The organism is Amycolatopsis sp. NPDC041971 (assembly GCF_055588925.1).
The window spans coordinates 102710-125402 of sequence record NZ_JBVJCE010000011.1 but is presented as its reverse complement, the minus strand read 5'-3'; the positions used below and the strand labels follow the sequence as shown (position 1 = coordinate 125402).

Sequence of the window (22693 nt, the reverse complement as noted above, 5' to 3'; positions counted from 1 at the left end):
GTCTGCTCGCAGAACGCTTAGAGTTCACTCTCAAGAGAGCGTCGGCTCGCCTTTTCCTGCAAGCACTATGTCTGCTAGGTGAAATCTGAATATATAGCGACTGGCCTAGTTCTCTGCTTGGGAAAATAGTCGTTTCTCGAATAAGACGAACTGTGCGTTTTTCTGATCCGCAAGGCGTTCGGAAATGGTTTCAGAGGCTAGCTCGCTTGGGAGAGTGGAAGAGAACTTGAGTCCATGAAGGGCGGACTTATTGACGTGTGGATGGGAAAGCGCTGCGCTTACTGACAGCGTGCGCAGCAATTCGTTATTCGACAGATCTGGTTGCAAGCGTAAGGATTGATCGGTAGTCCGCTGCCGAGGATCCACGACTCGCGGGAAGCTGGCTTGCAACGTCCGGTTGGCTGCGATACCAGCCCAAGTCCACCATCTGAGCTCGCCAGACGAACGCCGGAACACAGTCGCGTTGTCGGCAACGTCTCCGGAGTGCTTCTCGCGGAGCTCGGCGAGTACCGATGCTGCTCTGCGGGTGAACCGGACCCCTGCGGGATTGGTGCCCAGCAGGACCGATCGCTGGCTGCGGGTAAGGGCGAAAGACAGCCCACCTTCGCTCCCGCCCCACTTGGCGCGGCCGGGGAGGTCGCTTGGCTCGACGAAACAGCGCCTCCGTTTCCAGTCAATGTGCCCGACCTTCCAGCCACGTCCAGCGAGAAGCAGGACACGTGGTCCGTCGTGGCTATCGGCCAGCAGAACATCGTCCCCCACTCGGCCGATCTCCTCTCGGCCGGTCAGGACTGTGAACTCCGGTGGCGCGCTGAACACGGCGAGAAGGTCCATGAAATGCCGTCGGCCGAACTTCTTCTCCGCCTCGAGCCCGATGAACGCCATCGGGCCGTCCCGCTCGAGGTAGCCTTCGGCCAGTAGATGATCAAAGATCTCGGTTTGGTGCTCATCGAACAACGGCAGGTCGCCCCACCACTCTCGCCAGGTGTGCGTCCCAATTTTGTTCTCTTGCAGGGCGAGGGCGAGCATCTGCTGCGCGGCGATGTGTCGAGGGTGTGGCGGGGCCACGATCGGTTCCACCCAGCCTGCTCCCCACCGTTCGAGCAGACCGGCTGTGCTGAGTACGGCTGATTCTTCGAGACACAGAAAGAGGCAGTTTCTGGTGCCCCCTGCACGACGTCCTGTCCGGCCCAGACGCTGGAGAAACGAAGCCACCGTCCGGGGAGCGTCGATCTGGATCACACGATCGAGATCTCCGACATCGATTCCCAATTCCAGAGTGGAAGTCGCAACGATCACGCAGTCGCGAGCTTCTGCAAAGGCCTGCTCTGATCTGCGGCGTTCGTCTGCGGAGAGCGATGAGTGCGACAGGAACGTGGTGATTTCGCGGGCGCGTAGTGCTGCTCCGAGTTCTTCAGCGCGTCGGCGGCTGTCGACAAACACCAGTCGCTTCTCGCCTCGGTGCAGTGTTGCGATGACGGTGGCCGCGTTGTCAATTGAACCGACATGATCGACGGTGATGTCCGGCGTGGTCGTCGTGCCACCGCTGGGCGCAACTACCGATCGTGGTCTGGAGTGTTGCGAGCCCTGAAGCCACCTCAGCAGTTCGTCCGGGTTGCCTACTGTGGCTGACAAGCCAATTCGCTGAAGCGGGCGGCCTGCGATCCGAGAGAGTCGTTCGAGGACCGCGAGCAAGTGCCAGCCGCGGTCGTCGCCGGCGAAAGCATGGACCTCGTCCACTACGACCGCTCGAAGGCTCGAGAACAAGCGCCGGGAATCAATGTTTGCCGACACCAGCATCGCCTCGAGCGACTCTGGCGTGGTCAGCAGGATATCCGGCGGTTCCTGGAGTATTCGTTTGCGGGCGCCGGAGCTGACATCTCCGTGCCATAGGTCGGCAGTGCGACCGAGCCAGCCCGCATAGCTCGCCAGTCTGGGTTGAAGGTTATTCAGGAGGGCCCGAAGCGGACAGACATACAACACCGACAGGCCCGTCCATGACTGTTCTTCCATGGAGCTGAGCAGGGGAAACATTGCAGCTTCGGTCTTACCGCCTGCTGTTGGCGCCAACAGGATCGCATCGGATCCGTCAAGAAGCGGGTCGATCGCTTCGGCCTGGAGCGGGCGCAGCCCCGGCCAGCCCAGCGTGTTGACGATGTGGTGCACCAGCGCGGGAAGCAGCCGGTCGGATCCGGAACTCACGGGAGATCCAGATCGATGTCGTCGACATCGGCGACGGTGTTACGTTCTTCCTCGGAGAGCTCAGAGCTCTTGACGGTTACCGGATAGTGCACCCTCGGGTCGAACTCCTCGTGTTCGTCGACCCGGTCGAGCACGTCCTGAACGAGTTTCCGGAGGAAGACGCGGGGTGCGACACCTACCTTGCCACCCATCCCGCCGGTGACAGCCCGAGCTAGTTCATCGACATAGGCGTCGTCCACGCGAGCGGCGATCCGTTCGGGCTCCTTGGCATCGCCGACATAGAGATCGCGGACGTTCCGACCAAGCTCCCCAAGCCGGTTCAGGTCGAATCCGGGAAGCCGGAGCTGAACCGCACGTGGGTTGTCGAAGCGGGCGTCGGTGGTGAAGTCGGTCGCAAGTCGCTGAGCGAGCGGCGGTAGGCGTTGGACGCCTTGTTGCCCATCGAAAAACGCAGGAGTGCCGGTGATCACCAGGAAGAGTCCTGGAAAGCGGCCGGTGTCGATTTCGTCCAGCAACTGGCGGAGAGCGTTGAGGCCCTTCTCACGCACATCACCCCGAACGCGCTGGAGGGTCTCGATCTCGTCGAGCACGACCAAAAGGCCCGGGTGACCGCAATCCTTCAGCACGGTCAGCAGGCCTTGGAGAAAGCCGAGCGCCCCGAAATGGTCGAGGTCTCCGCGCACTCCGGCGGCTCGCTTCGCGGAGGCCGCCACTGACTTTTGCCCGCCCAGCCAAGCGATTACCGCTTCTGCGGTCGCCGCGTCATCGGCACGCTTCGCATGCCGGTATCCGCGGAGAGCCGAAGCGAACGCGGGGGTTGTCCTGGCGACATCACCTAGGCGACGCTCCATGAGAGTGTCCACGGCTTCGGCGATGGCGTCTTCGTCCTCCTCGTCGACTTCGCCAGTGTCGAGAACCTCCTCTTCGAGCGTGTAGAACCAGGAATCGATCACTGATCGCAACGCACTCGGTTGGTGGGTCGCCGTAGACAGTCGTTCGGTCAGCCGCCGGTACACGGTTTCGAGGCGATGTAACGGGGTTTCTGTCTCCGAGATCTGAATCTCACTCGTCGCCAACCCGGCTCGCTTCGCTCGTTCGGCCAGCCAGCGTGCGAAGAACGTCTTACCTGAGCCATATTCCCCGCGGATTGCGTGAAAGGCCGCGCCGCCGCGCTTGATCGTGCTCAGGTCGTCGTCGAGCGCTCCGGTGAACCGATCGAGGCCCACGGCGAACAGGTCGAGCCCGAACTGTGGAACTGTGCCGCGGCGCAACGCATCCACCACCTCGCGACGACGAACTGAACTGACCGGACTCACGGCTTGTCCAAGTCGAATTGTGTTCGAAGGAGTTCAAGGTTGAGTTCCACCGTTCGGCCACCATCGATGAGTTCGAGCACCGGGTAGCTCTCCACGTTGAGCAAACGCTGAACGGTGGCGAGGAATCCATCGATGTTTCTGGCTGCTTTGCCTGCGGTGGAGGCAACTGCGGCAAGCGAGAGCTTGCCGCCTGCGGCGGCAAGGCTGTCAATTACGGCGGCCACGACGTCGCTATTGGGTCCACGACGGATGAATTTCTCTTGCGTGGCGAAGATCTTCGAAGCGGTTACCTGCTGGCCAAGAGTCTTCTGCACGGCCGGCGCAGGTGGTATGGGCTCCGGCAGCACATGATCGAACAGCCCTGGCCCGTCGGGGATAGCCTTTTGTTTCTTACGCGGCGCCTTGGGTGCCGGAGCGGGCTCCACAATTACCTGCTCTGGGCTGCCCCGCCACCACGAAGGCGTTGTCTGTTCAGCGGGCAATCCCGCCCAACCGTCCGGTAATACGTCGACAGACGGCAGCAGGACCAAGACGGGAATACTTACCTCGGCCAAAGCGGCACCGCCGTGGTACCCCGCACGCTTTTGCGTGTATCGGATATCCTCGCGCCACGGGAGAACCACCTTTCCGTTCCCTTCGAGGACTCGCGGACCGTGCAGCGCGGCTTCGCCCTCAGCCGGTGCTCCTGTCCGCCACCGTCCACCGTATTCGGCAGTTGCGGGGGATGGGCCGCTAGCGAGGCCACGCTCGAGAACGTGCCCGTGGTCCGAAGTCACTACGACCGGCCGTCCGTAGCTGCGTGCCTGAGTAAGCAGGCTGGTCAGGTACCGGATGTCCTGGAGGCGCCAGGTCGTCCCATCGCCCTCGCGACCGGGGCCGAGCGTGTCATCGATCGTGTTGAGTACGACACCGACGACTTCGACGCCTGCCAACGCCGCAACGAGCTCGGGATTGAGACTCTGGCCGGCGCCGCCGCCGACTTCGTTCTCGTGGAAAAGTCGCGCTTGCTTGTGGTGCTTCTTCCAGAACGCGGCAAAGCCGTCTTTTTCTGTCGACTGGCCTCCTGCGATGGGTTTCCCGCACAAGAGGGACGGCCTGCTCACCGTCGTGATCGACGGAAACACTGACACTGCAGCCAGACGAGTGCCGGATACTGGGCTGGCCTCCAGCCAGTTGGGCCGACGGCTCAGTTCGTCGCCGAGCTGCGCCGCGACAGAAGCGCTCATTCCATCGAGCACGATGATCAGGGGAGCTGAGTCACCGGCCAGCGGAACCGCGGCTGTCGTCAGGATGTCTTCGATCAGCAACGCGCCTTCGGACAGCTGTGCGCGAGCATGCGGAACCCAGGAGGCCAGGCGGAGCGCGAATTCTTCGTCCGACGCGGTGCGTCGAGCCGTCACCTGCTCACAGAGATCGCGGTAAGCCTTGGCGCTCACCGGTTCGCCTGCCACGTCGCCTGCCCAAAGAACAGCAAGGGCGTAGTCGACCCAGCCCCATTGGGCCACTTGCTGTTGCACACCTGCCGACACGGACGGGACTCCGGATTCCGGTGTTGCGAGCCACCGTGCGAGCCGGACGGCCATGGTCGCTGTGGTCTTCTGAGAACTGAACAATTCGGCGAGGCGATGTTCGCGGAGTTCGCCGAGCGCGCGGTTCGCAGCCTCCGGATCGGGGAGCGCCGCGCCCACCGAACGAAGACGTGCTCGCCATGCGGAGGGCAGTAGAGGGTTGCTAGACAAGGCCTCGGTAAGGCCGGTTTGCTTGGCCAGCTCGTCGGCCCGTTCAAGCACGGTGAGGACGTCATGGCGGGCAGGGGAATCGGCAGGTCCGGCGGCAGTGATCCACCGGCTCAGCGTGCCGTCGACCGCCAGGGCGAACGCTTCGACGGCATCTGAGCGGATACCGGGGAAGAGCCCACCGACCGACACCAAGGCGTCGCGCGACAGCGATTGATCGCTTAATGCCGCGCCGACGACCCCCAGCGCCAGAGCGTCGCGGCCTCGACCAGCCGCGACCAACGTGAGAACAGCCTCCGCCGCCAGGCCGAGACGCTCGACGAGCCAGCTGCGGATGCCGTCACGTTCAGCGTTGTCCAGTTCAGCCCAGCTGGTCGTTGCGGTGCTCCGGGACCACTCGAGCAGGCGGTCGAGGTCGAGAGTTGCGGCGTCGACGCCAAGCCGCTGTCCGACGAGAGCCAGCAAGGCGTCGTCATAGGTCAGCACGCCACCACGGCGGGGCCAGCCACTGGTGGGTTCTGCGTCGAGGACTGCCTGGACGAGCCAGGTGGACTGCCAGACTCGGGGGTCCAAGCGATTTGCGCCGAACCGAAACTTCAGGTTCTCGACCGGGTCGATTCGCAGCAGGCTGGTGTCGAGAGCGTGTCCCCGCAAGTCCCAGTCGAGCTCGGCAGGCTCTACACCGGTGGTGACTACCAGCACACCAGAGGCCGCTCCAGTGTGCTGGTAGTCCAGCCATTCGGCAGTGATCCCCAGTATGGAGGGTTGGTCGGTGACGCGCACTGCCCGCTCGCCTTGGTCACCTTCGATCGGCTTCAGCCGGAACTCGGTGCGTTCACCAGGCTCATACCTGCCATGGACAAGCACCAGGCATCGGCCTGGCTGCTTGTCCAGCGCGTGTCTGTGTTGCATGAGCAGCGACTCGATCCCTGCTCGCGTGATAGGCGGAACCTGGGCCATCAAGCCTTCCCGTCGACAACACGCCACGAGATCTCTATCTCCTGACCCGGGTGTTCCTTGGCGAACTCACTGACCGATTGCTGCACGGCTGCCATCGTCTCAGTCAACTTTGCGGGAGTCGCGTCAGCGGTCACCCGGCGTGTCTGCTGGGCCATTGGCGTGGGCATGGGCGTGGGTGCTGGCGGCGGTGGCGCCGGCGGGGCTCCTGCTGCTGCCGTGGCATCCTGGATGATCTTGAGAGCGATTGCCCGGAATCCGTGCAGCATGGGGCCCAGCTGCCGGGTTTGCTCGTCGGCTTGGGCCGTCTCCGCTATGTCGGCCATCAGGCGTTCGGTGCGGTCTCGAATGCCGTCAGAACGGTCAAGATACGGCTGGATCGTTCGCAGGAGTTCGAAGTCTGCTGCGTCGAGTGCACTCAGGACGGACTGGGCCGATGAGATCGTCCTCGCCAGCACACCGTCGTTGTCTGGGTCCGGCAGCTGTGCGAGCGTCCTGATCAGCTTTGTCGAGTCGCTAATGCCGAACAGCTTGGCCAACAGGTCCGCTGCGGCGCGGGTCGCCACTACTCGTGGTGATGAAGTCTCGATCCCGAGTTCGGATGCATGCTTATGCAACGCCTCGTGCAGGCGGTGGACGACGTTCTCGTGTTCACGGACCTGTTCGAGCACACTATTGGTCAGCTTGGTGATGTTGCGCGTGAATCGGGCTGCCGGGGCCGACACCCCCAGAATCGCTCCCGCTCGGTTGCGGGCTGCCTCGAATTCGTCCTCGGTAGGCAGTTCTTGTGCGCGCAGAGCCCAACCTGGACCGATGTTGCCGACGTCTGGGGCGTCTTGCGGGATGGTCTCGCGGACCCAAGCTCGATCGGCGAGCAGGGCGTATACGGAGATGATCAGGTTCTCGACTGGCTTGTCGAGCCCCTTGTAGTCAAGCTCTTCCAGCCACCGTCGAATGTCGTCGACCGAGTAGTCACCTGCGACTTGCATCCTTGCCGCGTGCTGTTCGATACGCTGTCGCCACTCGTTGCTCAGTGTGAGCGGGCCGTCGTGGACCTCACCCAAGCCGAGCGGGTGCACGATCTTGCGCATCAGGGCAAGGTTGCTCTTCTCCAGTTCAACGCGGCCGCCTTGTTCAGCTGCTTTGGTGATCCAGTTCAGCGCCGTACGAAGCTCACCGACGGTGACAGCTTTGCGTTCCTTCTTCGGATCGAAGTCCGGGTGATTCGGGTACTTCGCGCCCAGGAGGCTGTCGGCCAGTTCGAACATGTTGTATTCGAACGGAGCGCCGACATGGAGCCGGGGAGTGTGCTGCGGGAACATGCTGAGCACTCGCCCGGGTTCGCCCTCCGGGTCGATGAGGTTCGACTCGTCACCGCGGGAGAGGCCGTAGAGCTGAGTCAGCACGCCTCGAAGGCTCGACGTGAGGTTTTCCTTGTGCACCTCGAGCTGGGTGCGTAGGCGGATCCGGTCCTCGGCCGATCGGTTTGCTGCGACCGCTTCGAGCCTACCTCGCTCGAGCAGGTGGTTGATCTTCAGCAGGCGACCGAGCTGGTTAAACCGCTGCTCAGACCAGAAGGCCGGCAGCCACACCAGGGTGGGGTAGGCGTGGCCATGCTGTTTCAATTCCTCCACGCGCTCGGCGTCTTGCCGGGGTGAACGTCCGGGTTCGTCGAAGGGATAGTCGATGACGAACCGGATTACGCCGTCAAGGCTGGGCCGGAACTGGAAGTCCGGCATCGACTGTGGGTCGCGGACGTTCTCGAATACGAACTCGGCGGTCCGCTTGGTGCCTCGCCAGACGATCTCACGCTCGCTCACGAAGACACCGGTGTCCTTGACACCCATCGCCTCCCAAAGCTGGCTGCGTAGCCACTTTCGCCGGTTGGCGGTGTTGTCTTCGTCGTTCGCGTTGTCCAGTAGCGGTTCGATGTCGAGGTCGGACAGGTGCAGGCTGAACACCGGGTTTTCGTCACCGTCACTGCGCAGCTCGCCGAACTCGGTCTTGAGGTCACCCAGCCTGGTGGTCGCTAGATCGCCCGGCTGAGCAGTGCGTGAGGTGATCGAGCCGTAGTTCAATGCGGCCAGCCGCTGCCCGGTGAGCCGGGTCAACGCGGGCACGTCTGGAGCGAGGGATGCCAGCAGCAGCGTCTTGACCAGACGTTCGTCTGCGATGAACCGGGCATCGGTGGTCGAGCCGTACTTACCCTCCAGGTAGCGGCGAACCCTCCGGTGGAAACGCTGGCCTGCTTCGGCGTCCGTACGCAGCTTGTCGGTGAAGGCTGCCGTTGCATCTTCGGCGATGACGTCCCACAGGTCTCCGAGGGGAATGAGATCGCCCAGCTTCATGTCCGCGCGCCGCCGATGAAGCATGTCCTGCAACAGCTTGAGGCCAGTGCGCTCACGCTGCAATGCCCCGGAGAGCGCCACCAGCACGTTGAGCAGAGCCGGTGAGATCGGGTAGACGTCGCGAAAGTCGGACCAGTCCGCGTGGGTGGCCCCGTTCGCGTCGAGCAGCGCTTCCTTGACGTTGGATTTGGTCGACTCGATGTTCTTGAAGGCCGCGTCAAGCAGATGGGCCTTGCCGGGGAGCGGCTTGAGAACGCGCTCCTTGACGATCGCTGGAAGGTTGCGGTCTTCGAGGCTGATCGTGTCGAATCGCCCGGCGAGATACTGGACCTGCTGTTCGAGGTTGCTGACCTCGGAGCCCATGATGTCCGAGCCGATGAGGGTGCCGAGATCCCGCTGACGGGAGACGAACGAAATGATCGGCACCGGCCGATCGCTGTCCCCCGACTCGATCAGCTTGACCAGCTTGTTCACCTGGACGTTTACGAAGTCGCGGCGGGACAAGTAGCCCTGCAGCCAAAGGATCAGCTCGTCGAGGAACAGCACAACGCCGTCGTAACCAAGTTGCTGCGCGTGCCGGCTGATGACGGAAAGGCCGTTCTCCAGTGGGATGTAGGCGTCCTTGTCCCCTAACGCTCCGCGGGCATAGGAGGCCATTGGACCGGACAGGAGCGCTGAAACCAGAGCGTCCCGCCGTGGGTCTCCAGGCTGCGCACCGAATGCCTTATCAAGTTCTAGACTGGTCCAAACGCTGGGAGCCGCTCCCTCGATTGGTTCCAGGTCGTCCAGGTCTGAAGGCTTGGCATCCTCGGTCCCGAGCATCTCCGCGAACTTGACGTCGCCCACCGCGGCACGCAGATTTTTGGCGTCCAGAAGCATCGCGTCGTCACGGAAGACCGCAGGAACCGGCTTGCCCGGCATGGTGTCCTGCACATGCTTGACGTAGCCGCCGAGGATTGCCGCGTCCAGGTCAACCGACCCGATCAGGTGAAACGGCACCATGAGGAAGTTGCGACCGGACAGCCACTCATCGTGTTCGGCGACGACCTTCCGCAGCTCGGGCTTGTCGCGTGCGGTCTTGTTTCCGTTCAGAACGGCGTGCAGAACGGTCAGGAAGTGGCTCTTACCGGAACCGTACGAGCCGTGCAGGTAAGCGGCATGAGAGTTGCCGTCGCGGACTGCAGCCCGGATCAGCGCGAGGGCCTGGGTGAAGGCGCCGCGCAGCTGATCAGTGACGACATAATTGTCGACCAGCTCGTCCGTCGCCGTGAATCCCTTGGTCAGGTCAATCTTGAAGTCGCCCCGGTTGACCTCCTCCGGCATGTGGATCACATCCCGGAGGTACACCTCCTCGGCCATTCTCGTCCCCTCCCTCTAGCTCTTCCTGCGGCCGCGCCGCGTCTGCTCCGGCCGCCACTTGCTCAACGCCTCGTCGGTCAGCCCATGCTTGGTCTGCTGCTGCTCGAGCACGGTCTGGAACTCCTCCGCGGGGTTCCCGCCCCACTCTGCGTCGTAGCCAGCGTGCCACTGCTTGACCCAGGGCATGAGCTCGGCCAGCCCTGCGAGCAGCGGCGCGATCTTGTCGGTCTCCCATCCTTCCTGCTCGAGCCGGTCATTGATCACGTTGACCAGCGCGAGCGCCTGGTCCTTATGATCCCAACCTGCCCAGCCGAGCAGCAAGGTCGGGTCAGCTTCTGGGCCAGCTCCGGGGTAGGAGATGAACCGTTCCTTCGGCACGTCGAGCTTGCCGCGGTGTGACCAGTAGGACGTCTTGGCGAAGTCCGAAGAGGTGTACTTCGGCGGTACCTTGATGTCGAGCCGCTTGCCGGTGCGGTCCTCCTCGCGCTGCTCCTCCCAGACGGATTCCCACTGGGCGCGTTTGCGCAGGCCGGTCTCCTTGTAGCGCATCGCGGCGAGGTAGGGGACGTGCTCGGTGGCGATGACGTGCTCCAGCACATCGGCGAGTCGCAGATCCCGCTTGCCGAGGTGGTCGGCTGCGTACAGGGCAGCGACAGAGTTGACGTCCTCGTTGGTGCGGAGGAGGTCGGCGAGCTGGCTGACGGTCAGTGTGCGCGGGCCGGTCAAGCCATCGCGGAGGGCGAACCAGAGGTTCTTGTCTTCGCACTTGTCGAGCAGCCAGGTTTCGAGGGCCTTGCGTTCTTTCTTCTCCCACGGCTCGGTTGCCCAGCGGCGCTTGCACTCGGGGCGCTCGATGAGCGCGATGTCTCGACGGTTGGTGATCGTTTCGATCCGCTTCTCGACGACCCGCTTGTAGGCCTCGGGCCAATGCTTGGGCAGCTCGGTGATCGGCTTGGACCCGTGCCTTTCGAACCATTCGAGGTCGACTGATTCGTCCATCGCCGCGCGACGAGCCAGGGCGATCTCAAACGCGCGCTCGCCAAGACTGACGCCCGGCACTTCATCCTCATTAGCGCACAACTGGTTCGCCTCGCTGTCGGAGATTAGCTCGTAAAGCCGATAGACGTTCCAGTCCAACTCTTCCTGTTTCGCGATCAGCTTACTTCGGAGATTCTCATACTCAACTTTTGAGTAGTTCAAATTTTTTCGAGTCGGCACAGTCTGATTGATGATCGACAAGGGTTCTTCCCGTGCCAGCTGGTGTGCTAGCGAGTCGATTTCCCTCCCTTTTTCGGCCGAAATATTTTCAGGGATTGGAAAATTCTGTAATTTCGTTGAGTTGAACTGGAAAAACCTTTCCCAGTCGTTGCTGGTGAAGCCGCCACCTTCGCCGCGAATGCCTTTGTCGTGGCATACCTGCTTAAGCCAGAAGCACGCTGTTGACGAGTTGAGAACGGCGATCAGTGCCAAGTGGTCGTCCTCGTTCGCCTCTGCAGGTAGTTTGATTACGGGCGCGGTCTGCTTGAAGACGTTTCCGCCACGATCTAGTACAAAGTGATTATGTGTTTGTACTTCTGCAAATGCGATTGAAAGCGGCGTGGAGTATGCAGATGAAGTGTGTTGCATGTAATCCCACCAGTCGAGACCTGCGTCCTCCATGTTACCCTGAAAGGTTCGGCGTGCAGCTAGAGGTGTTCGCCAAGGCCATAGTTCAGTTTGCAGTTCTTGGGTGAAATTAGTATTGTAGGGATACCAGATTTTTTCGGTCGGGGCAGCATGCCAGTCTCGAACGATATCGCCGACCATGAGTGGTCGCAGTGCTGAACTTTCGGGCGTGCGAATGGGGCGCACGTAGGCTTCATCGGCTCCGGCACGGATGGCGCGACCAATTGGTTTCTTGATGCTCTTTTCCAGAGGGGTGGTTTTGGCTTCAATTGCTTTTGTGAGAGGGCCTGCGCCGCCGCCGCTCAGCGACCAAGGGTGCGAGGCCAATGCTGACCGGTTGATGTCCGAGACGGAGATCCACTCGGACTCGGTTCCGGGGATGTTGATCTGCTCAGTGATTGCTTTCCAGACGAAGCCGCGGGCGGTATCTGAAGGGGCCGCCGGCTCGCCGCGGATACTTAGAACGGCGCGGATCGTTTTAGAAGGCGCTGGCATTTGCTTACGGCCGATCAGTATTACTGTTGGCGTGCCGTGGCCAGGAATGTACACGCCAGATGTATCGATAACGTGAGTCAGGTCAACTGTCGGGAAGAACTGTTCGATCAGCTTCTTGCCGAATTCGCGCTTCATGAATGAGTTTGCGGTGATCTGGCCTACATAACCGCCGCCGGACGTTCGTGTGGCAAGGTGGAACAGGCGCTCAGCGAATGGAATCGACATCGCATATGTCCCCGAACAAGCCTTCCATCTTTCGCGGTAGTTCTTGTTCTCGTTGCTGTCCTTAACTGTGATGTATGGCGGATTTCCGACGACGATGTGGTATGAGGCTTGCGTGAGTAGGTCACATGAGTTGATGTACTTTTTTACATCCTCAGTGCGATAGGTGAACTCAGGCTCTTCGATGGAATCCGTTTCAAGTTGCTTGCCCTTGACACCTACACCGTGCAGCAGAGAATCGCCGACAGCGACGTTGATGGGGAATTCGCCGGCAGCGGCGAGTGTGCCGGTCCCGGAGGCTTTGAGCGCGGCGACCAGGAGGCGAAAGCGGGCGATCGAGGCTGCAAAGGGGTTCTTGTCGCAGCCGTGTACCGACTCAAGGGAGCGTCGGATCAGGATCCAGTCGTCGACACCCGGAGACGTACGACGCCATTCGTCGAGGAGGCGGTGGAAGATGCCCAGCAGGAAATGGCCGGAGCCGCAGGCTGGGTCGATCGTGCGCAAGCCCTCGCGAGTCCTCTCGACGCCGCCGCCGAGACGGTGGATCTCTACCACGGGATCGAGGCCGAACGTCTCGAGCGCAGGTGTAATAGTCAGGTCGAGGATGAACTCCTCAACAAAATCGGGGGTCTGGAGCAGCGCGTAGGTCTTCTTCGCGTGGTCTGATAGGTCCTGGTAGATGTCACCAAGAAAGCGAGTGTTCCAGGACTCGTCTGTGAATTTATGGACAACCACGCCGTCTGGGCCGCGGCGGCGCCAGAACGTGAGGAGGGCGGTCGCCGCCTCGAATGAGGGTGTCAGCTCCCAAAGTGGGTTGTACTGGCGGTCGAACAGGCCGGCGGCGGTCGGGTGAGCTTCCGCTAGGTGAGTGAAGGCAGCCTCAAGCCAGTCGCGGTCGTTGAGGTGCGGGTCGGCTCGGAAGAACGCTTCTTGCCGCTCCTCGGCCATGGCCAGCGCATCGCCTGGACCGGACAGGAACGGCTCTGGGATCAGGCCGTTGTCTTCACAGAACCGCACGTAGACGCAACCGAGCAGCCAGGCCACTGCGGCCTGCGTGACTCGATCGTCACGCCAGGTTTCGTAGGTCGAGGCTGTGCGGTCCGCGGCGACGGCCTTCCGGTACTCGTCGCGCAGGGGACCGTTGAACTCTGGTTCGGCGCTGCGCTCGCGCAGGTCGTCTTCCAGAGTCTTAAGCTGCTTCCGCAGGTCTGTCAGCAGAGCCTTCTGATCGATCCCGTTCGCCACGCGTGTGTACTCCCTGTCCCTCGTGCTCACCGTGGCGTGATCGCTGCGGAGCCACTGAGCGCTACTCAACGTACCAATCCGTTACGTGAGCATGAGTGGGTAGCGCGCCTAACTTACGTAGAGCTCGGCGAGTGCCTGGACATCATGCTGGCCTTGCTCTGGGAGAAGTCGTCCAGCGAAGCAGCTGCCGAGATCGTCGTGTAGCCCGCGCGTGCACGGAGCCGTCGCAGCTCAGTGTCCATCTTGCGGCGGCGTGGCTTGGATTAGTCACTTTCGGTAACGTGCCGATCCTGCTGCAGCAAAGTTGCCTTGTGACTCTTTGTCACCCGACAAGACGACTGTGTTGCGTAGGTAGTCCAGAGCTACCTTGGCTTGACTAGCTACGGAAGCTGGTCCATTCAAGCTCGCAGGGTTCCGATACGCAGGCGAAACCGACATCGAGCTGCGAGGAGACGGCGGCGAGCGCTACGGGCGTGTGCTCACCGCGGCCGGGTTTGCCTGCTGGTCGACGACGGCTCGTGGGTCGAGTTCCAAGGCTGGACGTCGACAGGGTGCGTGCGGTGCTGCGCGACAAGGCGCTCCTCAGCGCCGACCGGCCCGAACCCGGACGAGCGCTAGTGAAGGACTTCGCCCCGCGTCTCGATGCGCTCGCCCGTACGGTCGAGCAGGGTTTTCGGCTCTGTGAGGTCACTGATGGGCTGCACGGAATAACGTTCGCGTCGAGGTGCTCGACATCGACCTGATCCGGGACATCTCCGCTGCCCTTGCAGACCATTCTCGCGTGGCTGACCTAAACGATCCCGGTACAGCCGCCGCATGGTGGTCGACCAGCGGCTCCCGTTGCCGATGTAATGTATGTCATCTTTGCTTGACTGCAACATGGCACTCGGGCGCGCCCAGCCCCGGCACTTGGTCGCCTGGGGCTGTACGGAACCTTCTGAGTCGCGGATCTAGCCGAGTTCGATCTCGGACTCGATCTCGGCGAGAACATCGAGCTGGGCACTGAGCTCCGAATACAGTTCCGGGAGGGCTTCCGAGACCTCGAGCGCCACCGCCAAGGCATAGCGAATCGGCTCGTCGGCCGGATATGGCCATCGCTGCGTATTTCGCACCACAACGACCAGCTCAGGGTGCTCGTCCTTGTCCCAGGGGCCGACCCAGTCCTTCCGCGCCGCTTGATTGGCGCCGAGCAGACGAGATCCGTTTGCTGGCATCAGGTCGATGTTGTTCAGATCTTTGGAGGTCTCTTCTGCGGAGGCTGCGAACTTCGCGCGCACCTGATCGACATCGACCCCGCGATAGGCATAGACGGACATCCGGCTGGACAAATAGCTGAGCCGTGTCGCACGGGTCGGCGGGTCGAAGGCCAATCCGATGGCCATCCTCTTGTCGCCTCGGCTGAAGAAGGCTTTCGGAACTGGGATGGTATAGAAATGAACTTGGTCAGCGGCCAATGTCTCCTCGCTCAACAGGACTACGCGATGGTCACTGGAAACCTCGGCCCTTTCAGTGTCGACTCTGCCGAAACCGGACAAACGTCGGCTATGGTATTCTGTTTCTTTCCCCGACTCGCCTTCGATGACCTTAGCTACCTGCTGAGCGGACGCCAGTAGCAGTGCGCGGACGCCAGTCGCCTGGAGCCGGGGGTAGCGTCCGAGCACGCGGAGAGCTGCGTGGGTGACGAGCGGGGCGGCGAAGCTGGTACCGATGCTTCGCGCAAGAAGAGCGTCTGGTCGCCCGCCTGCGGCGCCTACGACCCCTCCGAGCCTGGTGTCCGCGACGACACGCTTTCTGTCGCTGTCGTACGTGAATGTTCCGCCGGGCGCGGACAACTCGGGCTTCACGGCGTTCTCGATGCCGGGGCCTGTCCTGCTTACCGGACTCGGTTCGCCGGGCTTTCCCATCTGCTGAAGCGCAACCGACTCCTGTGCTGCTCGAACACCTTGATGGCTGTGTGGCACCAACGCGCCGACTGTCAAGGCCAGTGCGGACATGGCAGGAGGAGCCAGCCCAGTCTGATCAGACTCGAGCAACCCTTTCGCGTAAGTAGGACCGGAGTATTCGAAGGGCGAGACGTTGCCTGAGCTGACAACGATCACCAGGTTTCGTTCTCGCGCGAGCTTGTCCAGAACCGCGGCGATGCCCGACGGCGCCGGCGGATGGTAGGGATGCGTGGGGTCACCGACGGATAGGTTGATGACGCGGGCTCCGCGGTCGGCGGCCAGGACGATTGCGTGTTCTATCACCGATTGCCAGAGTTCGGCGGTGGGGAAGAGATTCTCGCCATTGAGCACTCTGATGCCCAGAATTCGTCCGACTGCACGAAGTTCAGTGCGGTACGAGAGTTTCTGTTCAAGGGAGCCATAGATGGCGAGGCTGGCGACGAAACTTCCGTGTCCCGATTCGTCTGCGCCGTCTGGTAGCTCGTACGTGCCGCTGAGAGTTTCGTATACAGCAGGAGCTAACAGTGGATTTCCTGCTTGAATGCCCGAGTCGATGATTGCCACGAGGGGTGCGTTCGGCGCAGGAGGCCGGATGAGAGGCAGCTTGGCTACGGGCCAGGTATCGATCTCGCTCTGGTTGAAGATCGGCTGGGGGAGCAGGGACGCTCGGCTGATTCGGTCTGTCCGGACAACGTCCAGAACGACTCCTGCCGGGATTTCAGCTCGGATAAGGGAGAGGCCGACTTCGTGGCGGCATGTGCGATCCAGGACATCCGCTCCCGCATTGGTGAGCGCGACTCGCGTTTCCTCGTAGCGCTTGATCGTGTCTTCCCTGTCCTCGCTACACCAGCAGGCGAGATCGATCCTCAGGACTTCGTCCGGACTGGCAGATGTAAGCCGCTCCGCGAGGTCCTCGTCGATAACATCGGACGGCTCCAGCGGCCGGATGCGTTCGATGGCATCGAAAAGGCCTTGATACCGGGGTTTACCCGCTGGAGTGGACTCTGTCTCATATCGGGTACGCAGTTCGAGGAACTTGGTCATTTCCGGGTCAGACGAGAAGGCGGCCAGGGCTTGATCCCCGCGAGCCTCGAGGACACGCAGGCCCGCGCCCTCGAGGGCGTCGGCCACGTTGATGACCGCGTCGTTGCACTCGATCACCATGATCAGATTCGGATCGATACCCAGGATGGGTTCTCGTCGAGCGTGCAGGTCACGAAGCGAAGCAAGCTGGTGGGCAAGGTCGCGCGCGTGACGTTTGTGGTCCGCATGGCGTGGGCCGCGTCCCCCGCCCCCGGTGCCCTTTCGCCGTGGAAGCGGGTCCAAAGCGCGCGCGATCTTCAGGTGGGCGTGCTGACGCTCAACGCCCAACGCAAGCTGCGGCGTCAGGGACATACCCTCCGGCATACCTGTTTAGAGACCCCGTGGCTACGCTCGGTATCGAAGATCAGCCGGATTGCCTAGTCTGATCCCACGTTCGTGATGACCCCGGCGAGCGTGTCCAAGCGCTCGCGTAGACGCTGCCATGCCGAGGTCATGGCTTCGTTGTCCACCGCAGGCTTGTCCGCGAGGACAGTCCGCCTCAGCGCGTCGAAGCACACCAGTTCGATTTCCGCGGGAGTGCAGTCGGCTAGCTTCTTTGCCCAGGCCAGTGGCGTGATTTCCGACCGATGGGAACGCAACTTCAGCTTGATCAGATCACTGGACTGCTTCTGGCTTAGTTTGCCGAAGCTGATCACTTCGTCGAAGCGACGCCATACTGCGGTGTCGACCAGCTGTGGGTGATTGGACGTCGCGACAACCACCGATTCACCCTGCATGTCTTCGAGGAGTTGCAAGACTGTCGCGGCCACCCGCCGCATCTCGCCATGGTCACCGGCCTGGCTACGCTCCTGGCCTAGGATGTCGAACTCGTCCAGGAGCAGGACGCAGGGCGTCTGTTCGGCGAAGTGGACCACCGCTTCGATGTTTCGGGCGGTGTCGCCGAGGAACGACGAGGTTAGGGCGGCTAGCGACGCCGTGGCAACTGGCAGGCTCAGTTCGGCGGCAATGGCATGCGCAGTGGCGCTCTTCCCCGTTCCCGGTGCGCCGAGCATGATCAGGCGCGAGCGAGGCCTCAGACCGTGACTAGTCAGAATCGAGCGAGACCGGAACTCGCTGACGATCTCATCCACAAGCGTTCGCACGTTCGAGGCCAGAACCAGCTCATCCAGCTCATGCCGCGGCTTCGTGAGACGGAGTAGTGGACGTTCGTCGCGGCTCTTCGGGATCGCCTTGAAGGTCAACGACAGACCGGGCCCAGGTCGCTGCTGTGAGTTCAGTTCACGTTCGAGCTCATCCGCAAGGAGCCGATGATTCTTACGTCGCTCCTCGGCGATCAGCTCACTTGCGGCATGGCGGAAGCCGACGTCGTCCGACTGGATATGGCTAGCGAACAGGCGACGGATGAGGTCGCTGTGCGCCATGACCGTTCCTCCCAGATCCGGATCCCGGAACTACCGAACTTCTGAGCCTCAACCCTACGTTCTTGGGTCTGTGTCTGCTGTAGGCGGGACGGGCGTTGTTGAAGACGTGCAGCTCAGGCGACCTCGCCTTTGTGGAGCTCGTCGAGGTACTTGCTGCGCAGGAGCAGGACCTCGTGGTCACCTTCGGTACCGACAATCTGGCTTGCCAGGCTGGGTGCCTCTCCGGCGGTCTCCATGGGGCACAGCAGCCACAGGCCATGCGGTGTTGCCTGTGGGTCACGAGCTGCACGCTGCAGCTCGGTGAGGAAACTGTGGCCGCCGGCGTCGAAATACCGGCCGATCAGGCCGGCATTATGCAGGAACAGCACACTTCGCGGTCCAGCTTCAGCCATGGTGGCCATGAGCCGGTTCTGAACGCGCTGCCAGCTCACCGACACGTAGGACGCTAGTCCTGGCGGCACTGTGCCGTCGCGACCAACGCGGGTGTCGGCGACCAGAACTCGGTCCCACCCCTGGTTGCGCTCCTTCACCAGCGCCCGGAGCTCGGTGAGGAATAGCCGACCAAGGTCGACGGCCTCCACATCATGTTCAGACGCGACGAGTGTTGCTGCCCCGGGCAGGTTCTTCGCCTTGACCTTGAGAGCCAGGAATCCACCCAGCCTGCGTCCGTCGACAAGCCTTGCTGTGATCAGCTCCGAGGAACTGCGCCCAGTGTTGAGCGCGGCATGGTCGATCGAGGTCAACGTGCGTGAAGATGATCGAGCCGGTCGCTGACTTTCCGCAGGCCTCGGTGGGCAGAAGCGATTCTTGACTGGATCGAAGGTCAGGCTGCTGCCAGCGTCACGCAAGGCCTCGCCAACGTCGATCGGTGAGGGGGTTCCCAGCGAGATCTCCGGGAAGCGGACCCTGACCTTCGCGAGAAGCGCATCCAGAGTGATTCCGTCGTCGCTTACCCCAGCTGCGGCTTGCGAGATGCGCAAACCGCGAACCAGACCGAGGTCGAGCGGATAGAGTTCCAGGCGGCGGGAGGCGGCTGAATGCGCGGACATCGAAGCGGCCAGGGAAAGAAGGCGAGTGTCGGCCAGCGGTGACATCCCCTCCGGCCGTTCGACTGCATGAAGGTCGCGCAGGGCTGTCGCCGAGCTAGGCAGCGGATCGCGTTTCGAGATCCCGTCGGCCGCCTGGCCCAGTGCGATCGCGTAGTCGCCCAATTCGTTGGGGCTTGGGTCGTCGGAGCCATCGAGGGATTCGGCAGCCAGGAGTACGCGCTCGTTGCGCCGGAGAACCGCCAGTGCCGGCTCGGACCTCTCGAGATCGTCCTTGCCCGGTAGAAGCAGCTCGGTGTCCACCGCTGCCCGGATGATCGCCGAAGCATTGCGCAGCGCGACTACCGGATCGTTTTCGGTCGACCCATGCCTCGCGAGGAACTCAGCCGCGACCTCGGGCGCGGTGGCGATTCGACCAAGGTCGCCGAGGACCTCCACGACCTCGCGGCGGATTGTGTCCATCCAGTCGAAGGTCTGCCACTTCCTGAGGGAACTGACGTACTTCGTCGACACCGAGGGTTGTGTGAGTCCCACTGCGTCAGCGACAAGGCGTTGCACAGGCCAAGTACCGATGTCGGCGACCGACCCGTCGACTCTCGGCAGCCCTAGTGTTAGACGCTCTACGTTGGGGCCTTTGTCTTTACTGTTGAGCTTGGGCTTGGTCAGTAGACGTTCCAGCAGCAGCTCGACAGACTGGCGCTCGACATCGACCGGGACAGCCAGTTTCTCCGAATCCGGCCCGTCCGCGACTCCGGTATCTGTGCGAAGCTTCGCGCTCCACTGCCGGTGTCGCCTGGTCAATTCGCGACGTGTGAGCGCGCCAGCCCCTCGGGCACGTGTGATCGTCGAGGCCGGGATGTCCAGCAGCTCGCCAACTGTCGTTGCGCCGAGGCCGTCGGCCACCGAAGCAGCCCGAGGGCTGAGGCCAGCCGCGCTAAGCGGTGTTGTCAGCTTGGCGGCTTCTGCCGCGCGGTCGAGCACCTCGATGTCAGACCGGTCGGCTGCGGTGTTCCGTACCGTTTCCTGCGTGGTCGCAGGACGTGCTTTGTCGGCTTCGGTGAAGACCGAGCGCCAAAGGTCGTCCATCTCGCGCAACGATGTGAAGCGGTGTGCGGTGTCTCGATGCAGTGCCCGCTTGAAAAACGCAGTAAGACCGTCTCGAAGTCGGTCGTCGAACAAATGCCCTTCAATTTGGGGCGTCTCGTCCTGGGTGACTGTCGGCGCATTAATGCCTTCACCCCACCGTGGACGCTCACCGGTGGCCATCTCGTACAGCGTGACGGCGGCCGCGTACCGCTCGGCGTGGTCGTCGTAGAATTGTCGCCGCGTGGTGTGTACGAACGGGTCGAGATAACCGCGGGTACCTACGGTATCCGTCGGAGATGCCTTGGCCAGAGAGAAGTCGAACAGCTTCAGCTGTCGCGACCGGTTCGCCCGGCGGTGGATGCCGAGGTTGTCCGGCTTGATGTCGCGATGGTGGATCTCGGCGGCTTCGAGCTGGTACATCGCCAGGATTAGCTCTCGGCCGAAGTTTTCCAGGTCGTGGTAGCTGAGCCTGCCCTCCTCGCGCAGATGCTTTGCCAGCGAAACTTCACCGGCGAGTTCCAGCTCCAGCGCGGTGTGACCGCCGATGAGGCGGGGTCCGTCCAGCAGCTGAACAATCGTGCCACCCGTGACCTTGCGGAGGGCCTCCGCCTCGTCATGCAGTCTTGCGGCCCGGCTGTCCTCATCCAGCGCGACCTTGAAGACTCGCTCATCGACGACGGCGCCGTCGTCAGTTTCCCTGAGCCGCTCGACCTGCAGGGCGCGCGCGGTAGCCCCGGTGCCGAGAACGCGGCGTACGAACCATTCCTCGTCCACCTCCTGCCCTGCGATCGCCTCAAGCGGGTCCACAAAGGACCTTCCGGCAGGCATCGGCGTGGCGTCTTCTTCTGCGTCGTCAAGCCGGTCGAGGAAAGCCGCCGCCGAGTCGAGACGGAGGACGACGTCCGAGCGGCTAGCGTCGTAGATCAGGTCGCCGATCTCGGGAGGCAAGGTGTCGTCCACGGCAGAGACCTGAAGGCCTCCGTCGGTGCCTACCCGCTCGACTAGCTCGGAACGACTCGAGGCGGGCGGACGACTGGTCAGCACCAGGTAGGACACCGAACCGAGGCTGAAGACGTCCATCTCCACTGGATCCGGATACTGATGTTCGGCCTCCGGGGCCAAATACCGCAAGGCGGTGTCCTCGATGAACGCACCGTCCAGCGATGAATCTCCAATGGACCTCAGTGACGTGGTCTCGAAGTCCCTTGCTGCTGTTTGCCAGTCGATCAGCCGGAGTACAGGGCTAGAGCCGTCTGGCCGACAGGAGACGTAGATCGACCGGGGTGACAAAGCACGGTGATACAGCATCCGGTCATGGGCGTATTTCAGGGCTTCAGCAAGCTGGCGGACCAAACCAAGGCGGGTTTCCGAGGTCAGTGAGTCGCTGAATGTCGCCAGGTATGCGTCAAGCCTGAGGTCCGACTCGTGGTGTCGGAACAGAATCGCAGGCCGGCCCTGGTGTTCTCCGAACTGGCGGGCTTGGGCGATGCCTCGGTGGTCGATGCCCTGCAGCACCTGGTACTCACGTTTGGCGGCCCGGTGGGCCTTTTCGGCGTCGGCCTTGCTGGTGCCCGAGCTGATCAGATAAATCCTGAGGCGGCCCTGCTCGTCGAGTTGGCCGTCGTCGCGCCTGACCAGCCTATCTTCCCAGAATGGCCCGGCGTCGAGTGCTTTCGGGTCGAGCTTCCAGAAGTCGCCGTAGCGCAGATGCGCGGTGGCGGGCAGGATGCCGATGGCCGTCATCAGCTGCGGCAAGACGCGTGACGCGAACTCCGGACGGATCCTGTCCGCCTCGCGGTGCGGAGGGCGTGCGAGGAGGTCGTCCCAGACAGCGGGGAGGCCGCTGTTCGCGTGGCGTGCGTAGACGTTCGGCGTTTGGAACTCGTCCAGTTCGCTGCGAAGTCCGGCATCGGTCAGGAACACGATCGGTTCGATCCACGGAACCCGGCCGGTGTAGCCGACTTTCTGTGCCGCGCGAGTCAGCTGTCCTCGCAGCTCCTTGGCTTTGAGGTTGGTCATCTCAAGCGGATTCGGCAGAGTACGGACTCGTCCGCTGTGCCGGTCGGTGAACCGCCAGGTCGAGCCGTGGTTGACCACCCTGCCGGGATGCGCCTTGAGCTCGAGTAGATAGAGGCCTGAGGGGACTGCAATCAGCAGGTCACACTCGTTGCTGCGGCTGGAGGCCGCCGTGAACGAGAACGTTGCCCAGGCACGGTAAGGCTCGGCGTCCGGCATCTGGCGCTTGATGAAGTCGAGGCCCTCCTGTTCCCAGGCATAGTCCGACTGCTTGCGCTGATACCAACGTACTGAGGAGGAGCCTGAATTGGCGCCCGGTGTCACACTGCCTCCCTCGATCCCTGCCGTGCTCGCTGGCCGAACGGAGTGTAGTCGGAGCCACCGACAGAGAGCGGTGCCGTCAGGATGCTCGCCGAACCGTGGTCTGCACGGCCATATTTTCTCGGCAGCTCAGAGGCCTGCCTGGTCGTTCGATGAGGCTCGGTTTGCGAGCATGCGTCTGACGTAACGCCGTGCTTCGCTCCTTGAACATCTCACGACGACTGTGGCCGCTTGATCGTGACAACGGCTTGAACCGCGAAAATGCAACACG

The 22693-nt window shown here is 62.4% G+C and carries 8 protein-coding genes; all 8 read right to left on the bottom strand.

Features of this window, described 5'->3' with window-relative positions; genetic code table 11:
• Positions 1-105 precede the first annotated feature (105 nt).
• Positions 106-2202, bottom strand: a complete 2097-nt coding sequence (locus ACZ6DT_RS22105) for a DEAD/DEAH box helicase (RefSeq protein WP_465598236.1) — start codon at positions 2200-2202, stop codon at positions 106-108.
• Positions 2199-3518: a BREX system ATP-binding protein BrxD gene (gene brxD, locus ACZ6DT_RS22100; protein ID WP_465598233.1), complete on the bottom strand. Its 1320-nt coding sequence runs from the start codon at positions 3516-3518 to the stop codon at positions 2199-2201. The genes ACZ6DT_RS22105 and brxD overlap by 4 nt, the downstream gene beginning before the upstream one ends.
• The gene (pglZ, locus tag ACZ6DT_RS22095) at positions 3515-6214 is read right to left on the bottom strand and encodes a BREX-2 system phosphatase PglZ (RefSeq protein ID WP_465598230.1); all 2700 of its coding nucleotides are present in this window, start codon (positions 6212-6214) and stop codon (positions 3515-3517) included. Before pglZ ends, brxD begins: the two co-directional genes overlap by 4 nt.
• The gene (locus ACZ6DT_RS22090) at positions 6214-9918 is read right to left on the bottom strand and encodes a BREX-2 system ATPase PglY family protein (protein WP_465598228.1); all 3705 of its coding nucleotides are present in this window, start codon (positions 9916-9918) and stop codon (positions 6214-6216) included. The genes pglZ and ACZ6DT_RS22090 overlap by 1 nt, the downstream gene beginning before the upstream one ends.
• A 15-nt stretch (positions 9919-9933) precedes the next feature.
• Entirely contained in the window at positions 9934-13545 is a 3612-nt protein-coding gene (pglX, locus tag ACZ6DT_RS22085; RefSeq protein WP_465598225.1) for a BREX-2 system adenine-specific DNA-methyltransferase PglX, read from the bottom strand.
• A gap of 950 nt (positions 13546-14495) precedes the next feature.
• A complete protein-coding gene (locus ACZ6DT_RS22080) occupies positions 14496-16883 on the bottom strand; it encodes a S8 family peptidase (protein WP_465598223.1) in 2388 nt (795 codons plus the stop codon).
• A gap of 65 nt (positions 16884-16948) precedes the next feature.
• On the bottom strand, positions 16949-17953 hold the full coding sequence (locus ACZ6DT_RS22075; protein WP_465598220.1) for an AAA family ATPase: 1005 nt from the start codon (positions 17951-17953) through the stop codon (positions 16949-16951).
• A gap of 113 nt (positions 17954-18066) precedes the next feature.
• Complete coding sequence (pglW, locus tag ACZ6DT_RS22070) at positions 18067-22425, bottom strand: BREX system serine/threonine kinase PglW (RefSeq protein WP_465598217.1); 4359 nt, start codon at positions 22423-22425, stop codon at positions 18067-18069.
• Positions 22426-22693 lie beyond the last annotated feature (268 nt).

Bases quoted from the DNA above. Each gene is read 5' to 3' on its own strand.
- pglZ (WP_465598230.1), bottom strand. From the start codon at position 6,214: ATGGCCCAGGTTCCGCCTATCACGCGAGCAGGGATCGAGTCGCTGCTC.
- ACZ6DT_RS22090 (WP_465598228.1), bottom strand. From the start codon at position 9,918: ATGGCCGAGGAGGTGTACCTCCGGGATGTGATCCACATGCCGGAGGAG.
- ACZ6DT_RS22080 (WP_465598223.1), bottom strand. From the start codon at position 16,883: ATGTCCCTGACGCCGCAGCTTGCGTTGGGCGTTGAGCGTCAGCACGCC.
- ACZ6DT_RS22075 (WP_465598220.1), bottom strand. From the start codon at position 17,953: ATGGCGCACAGCGACCTCATCCGTCGCCTGTTCGCTAGCCATATCCAG.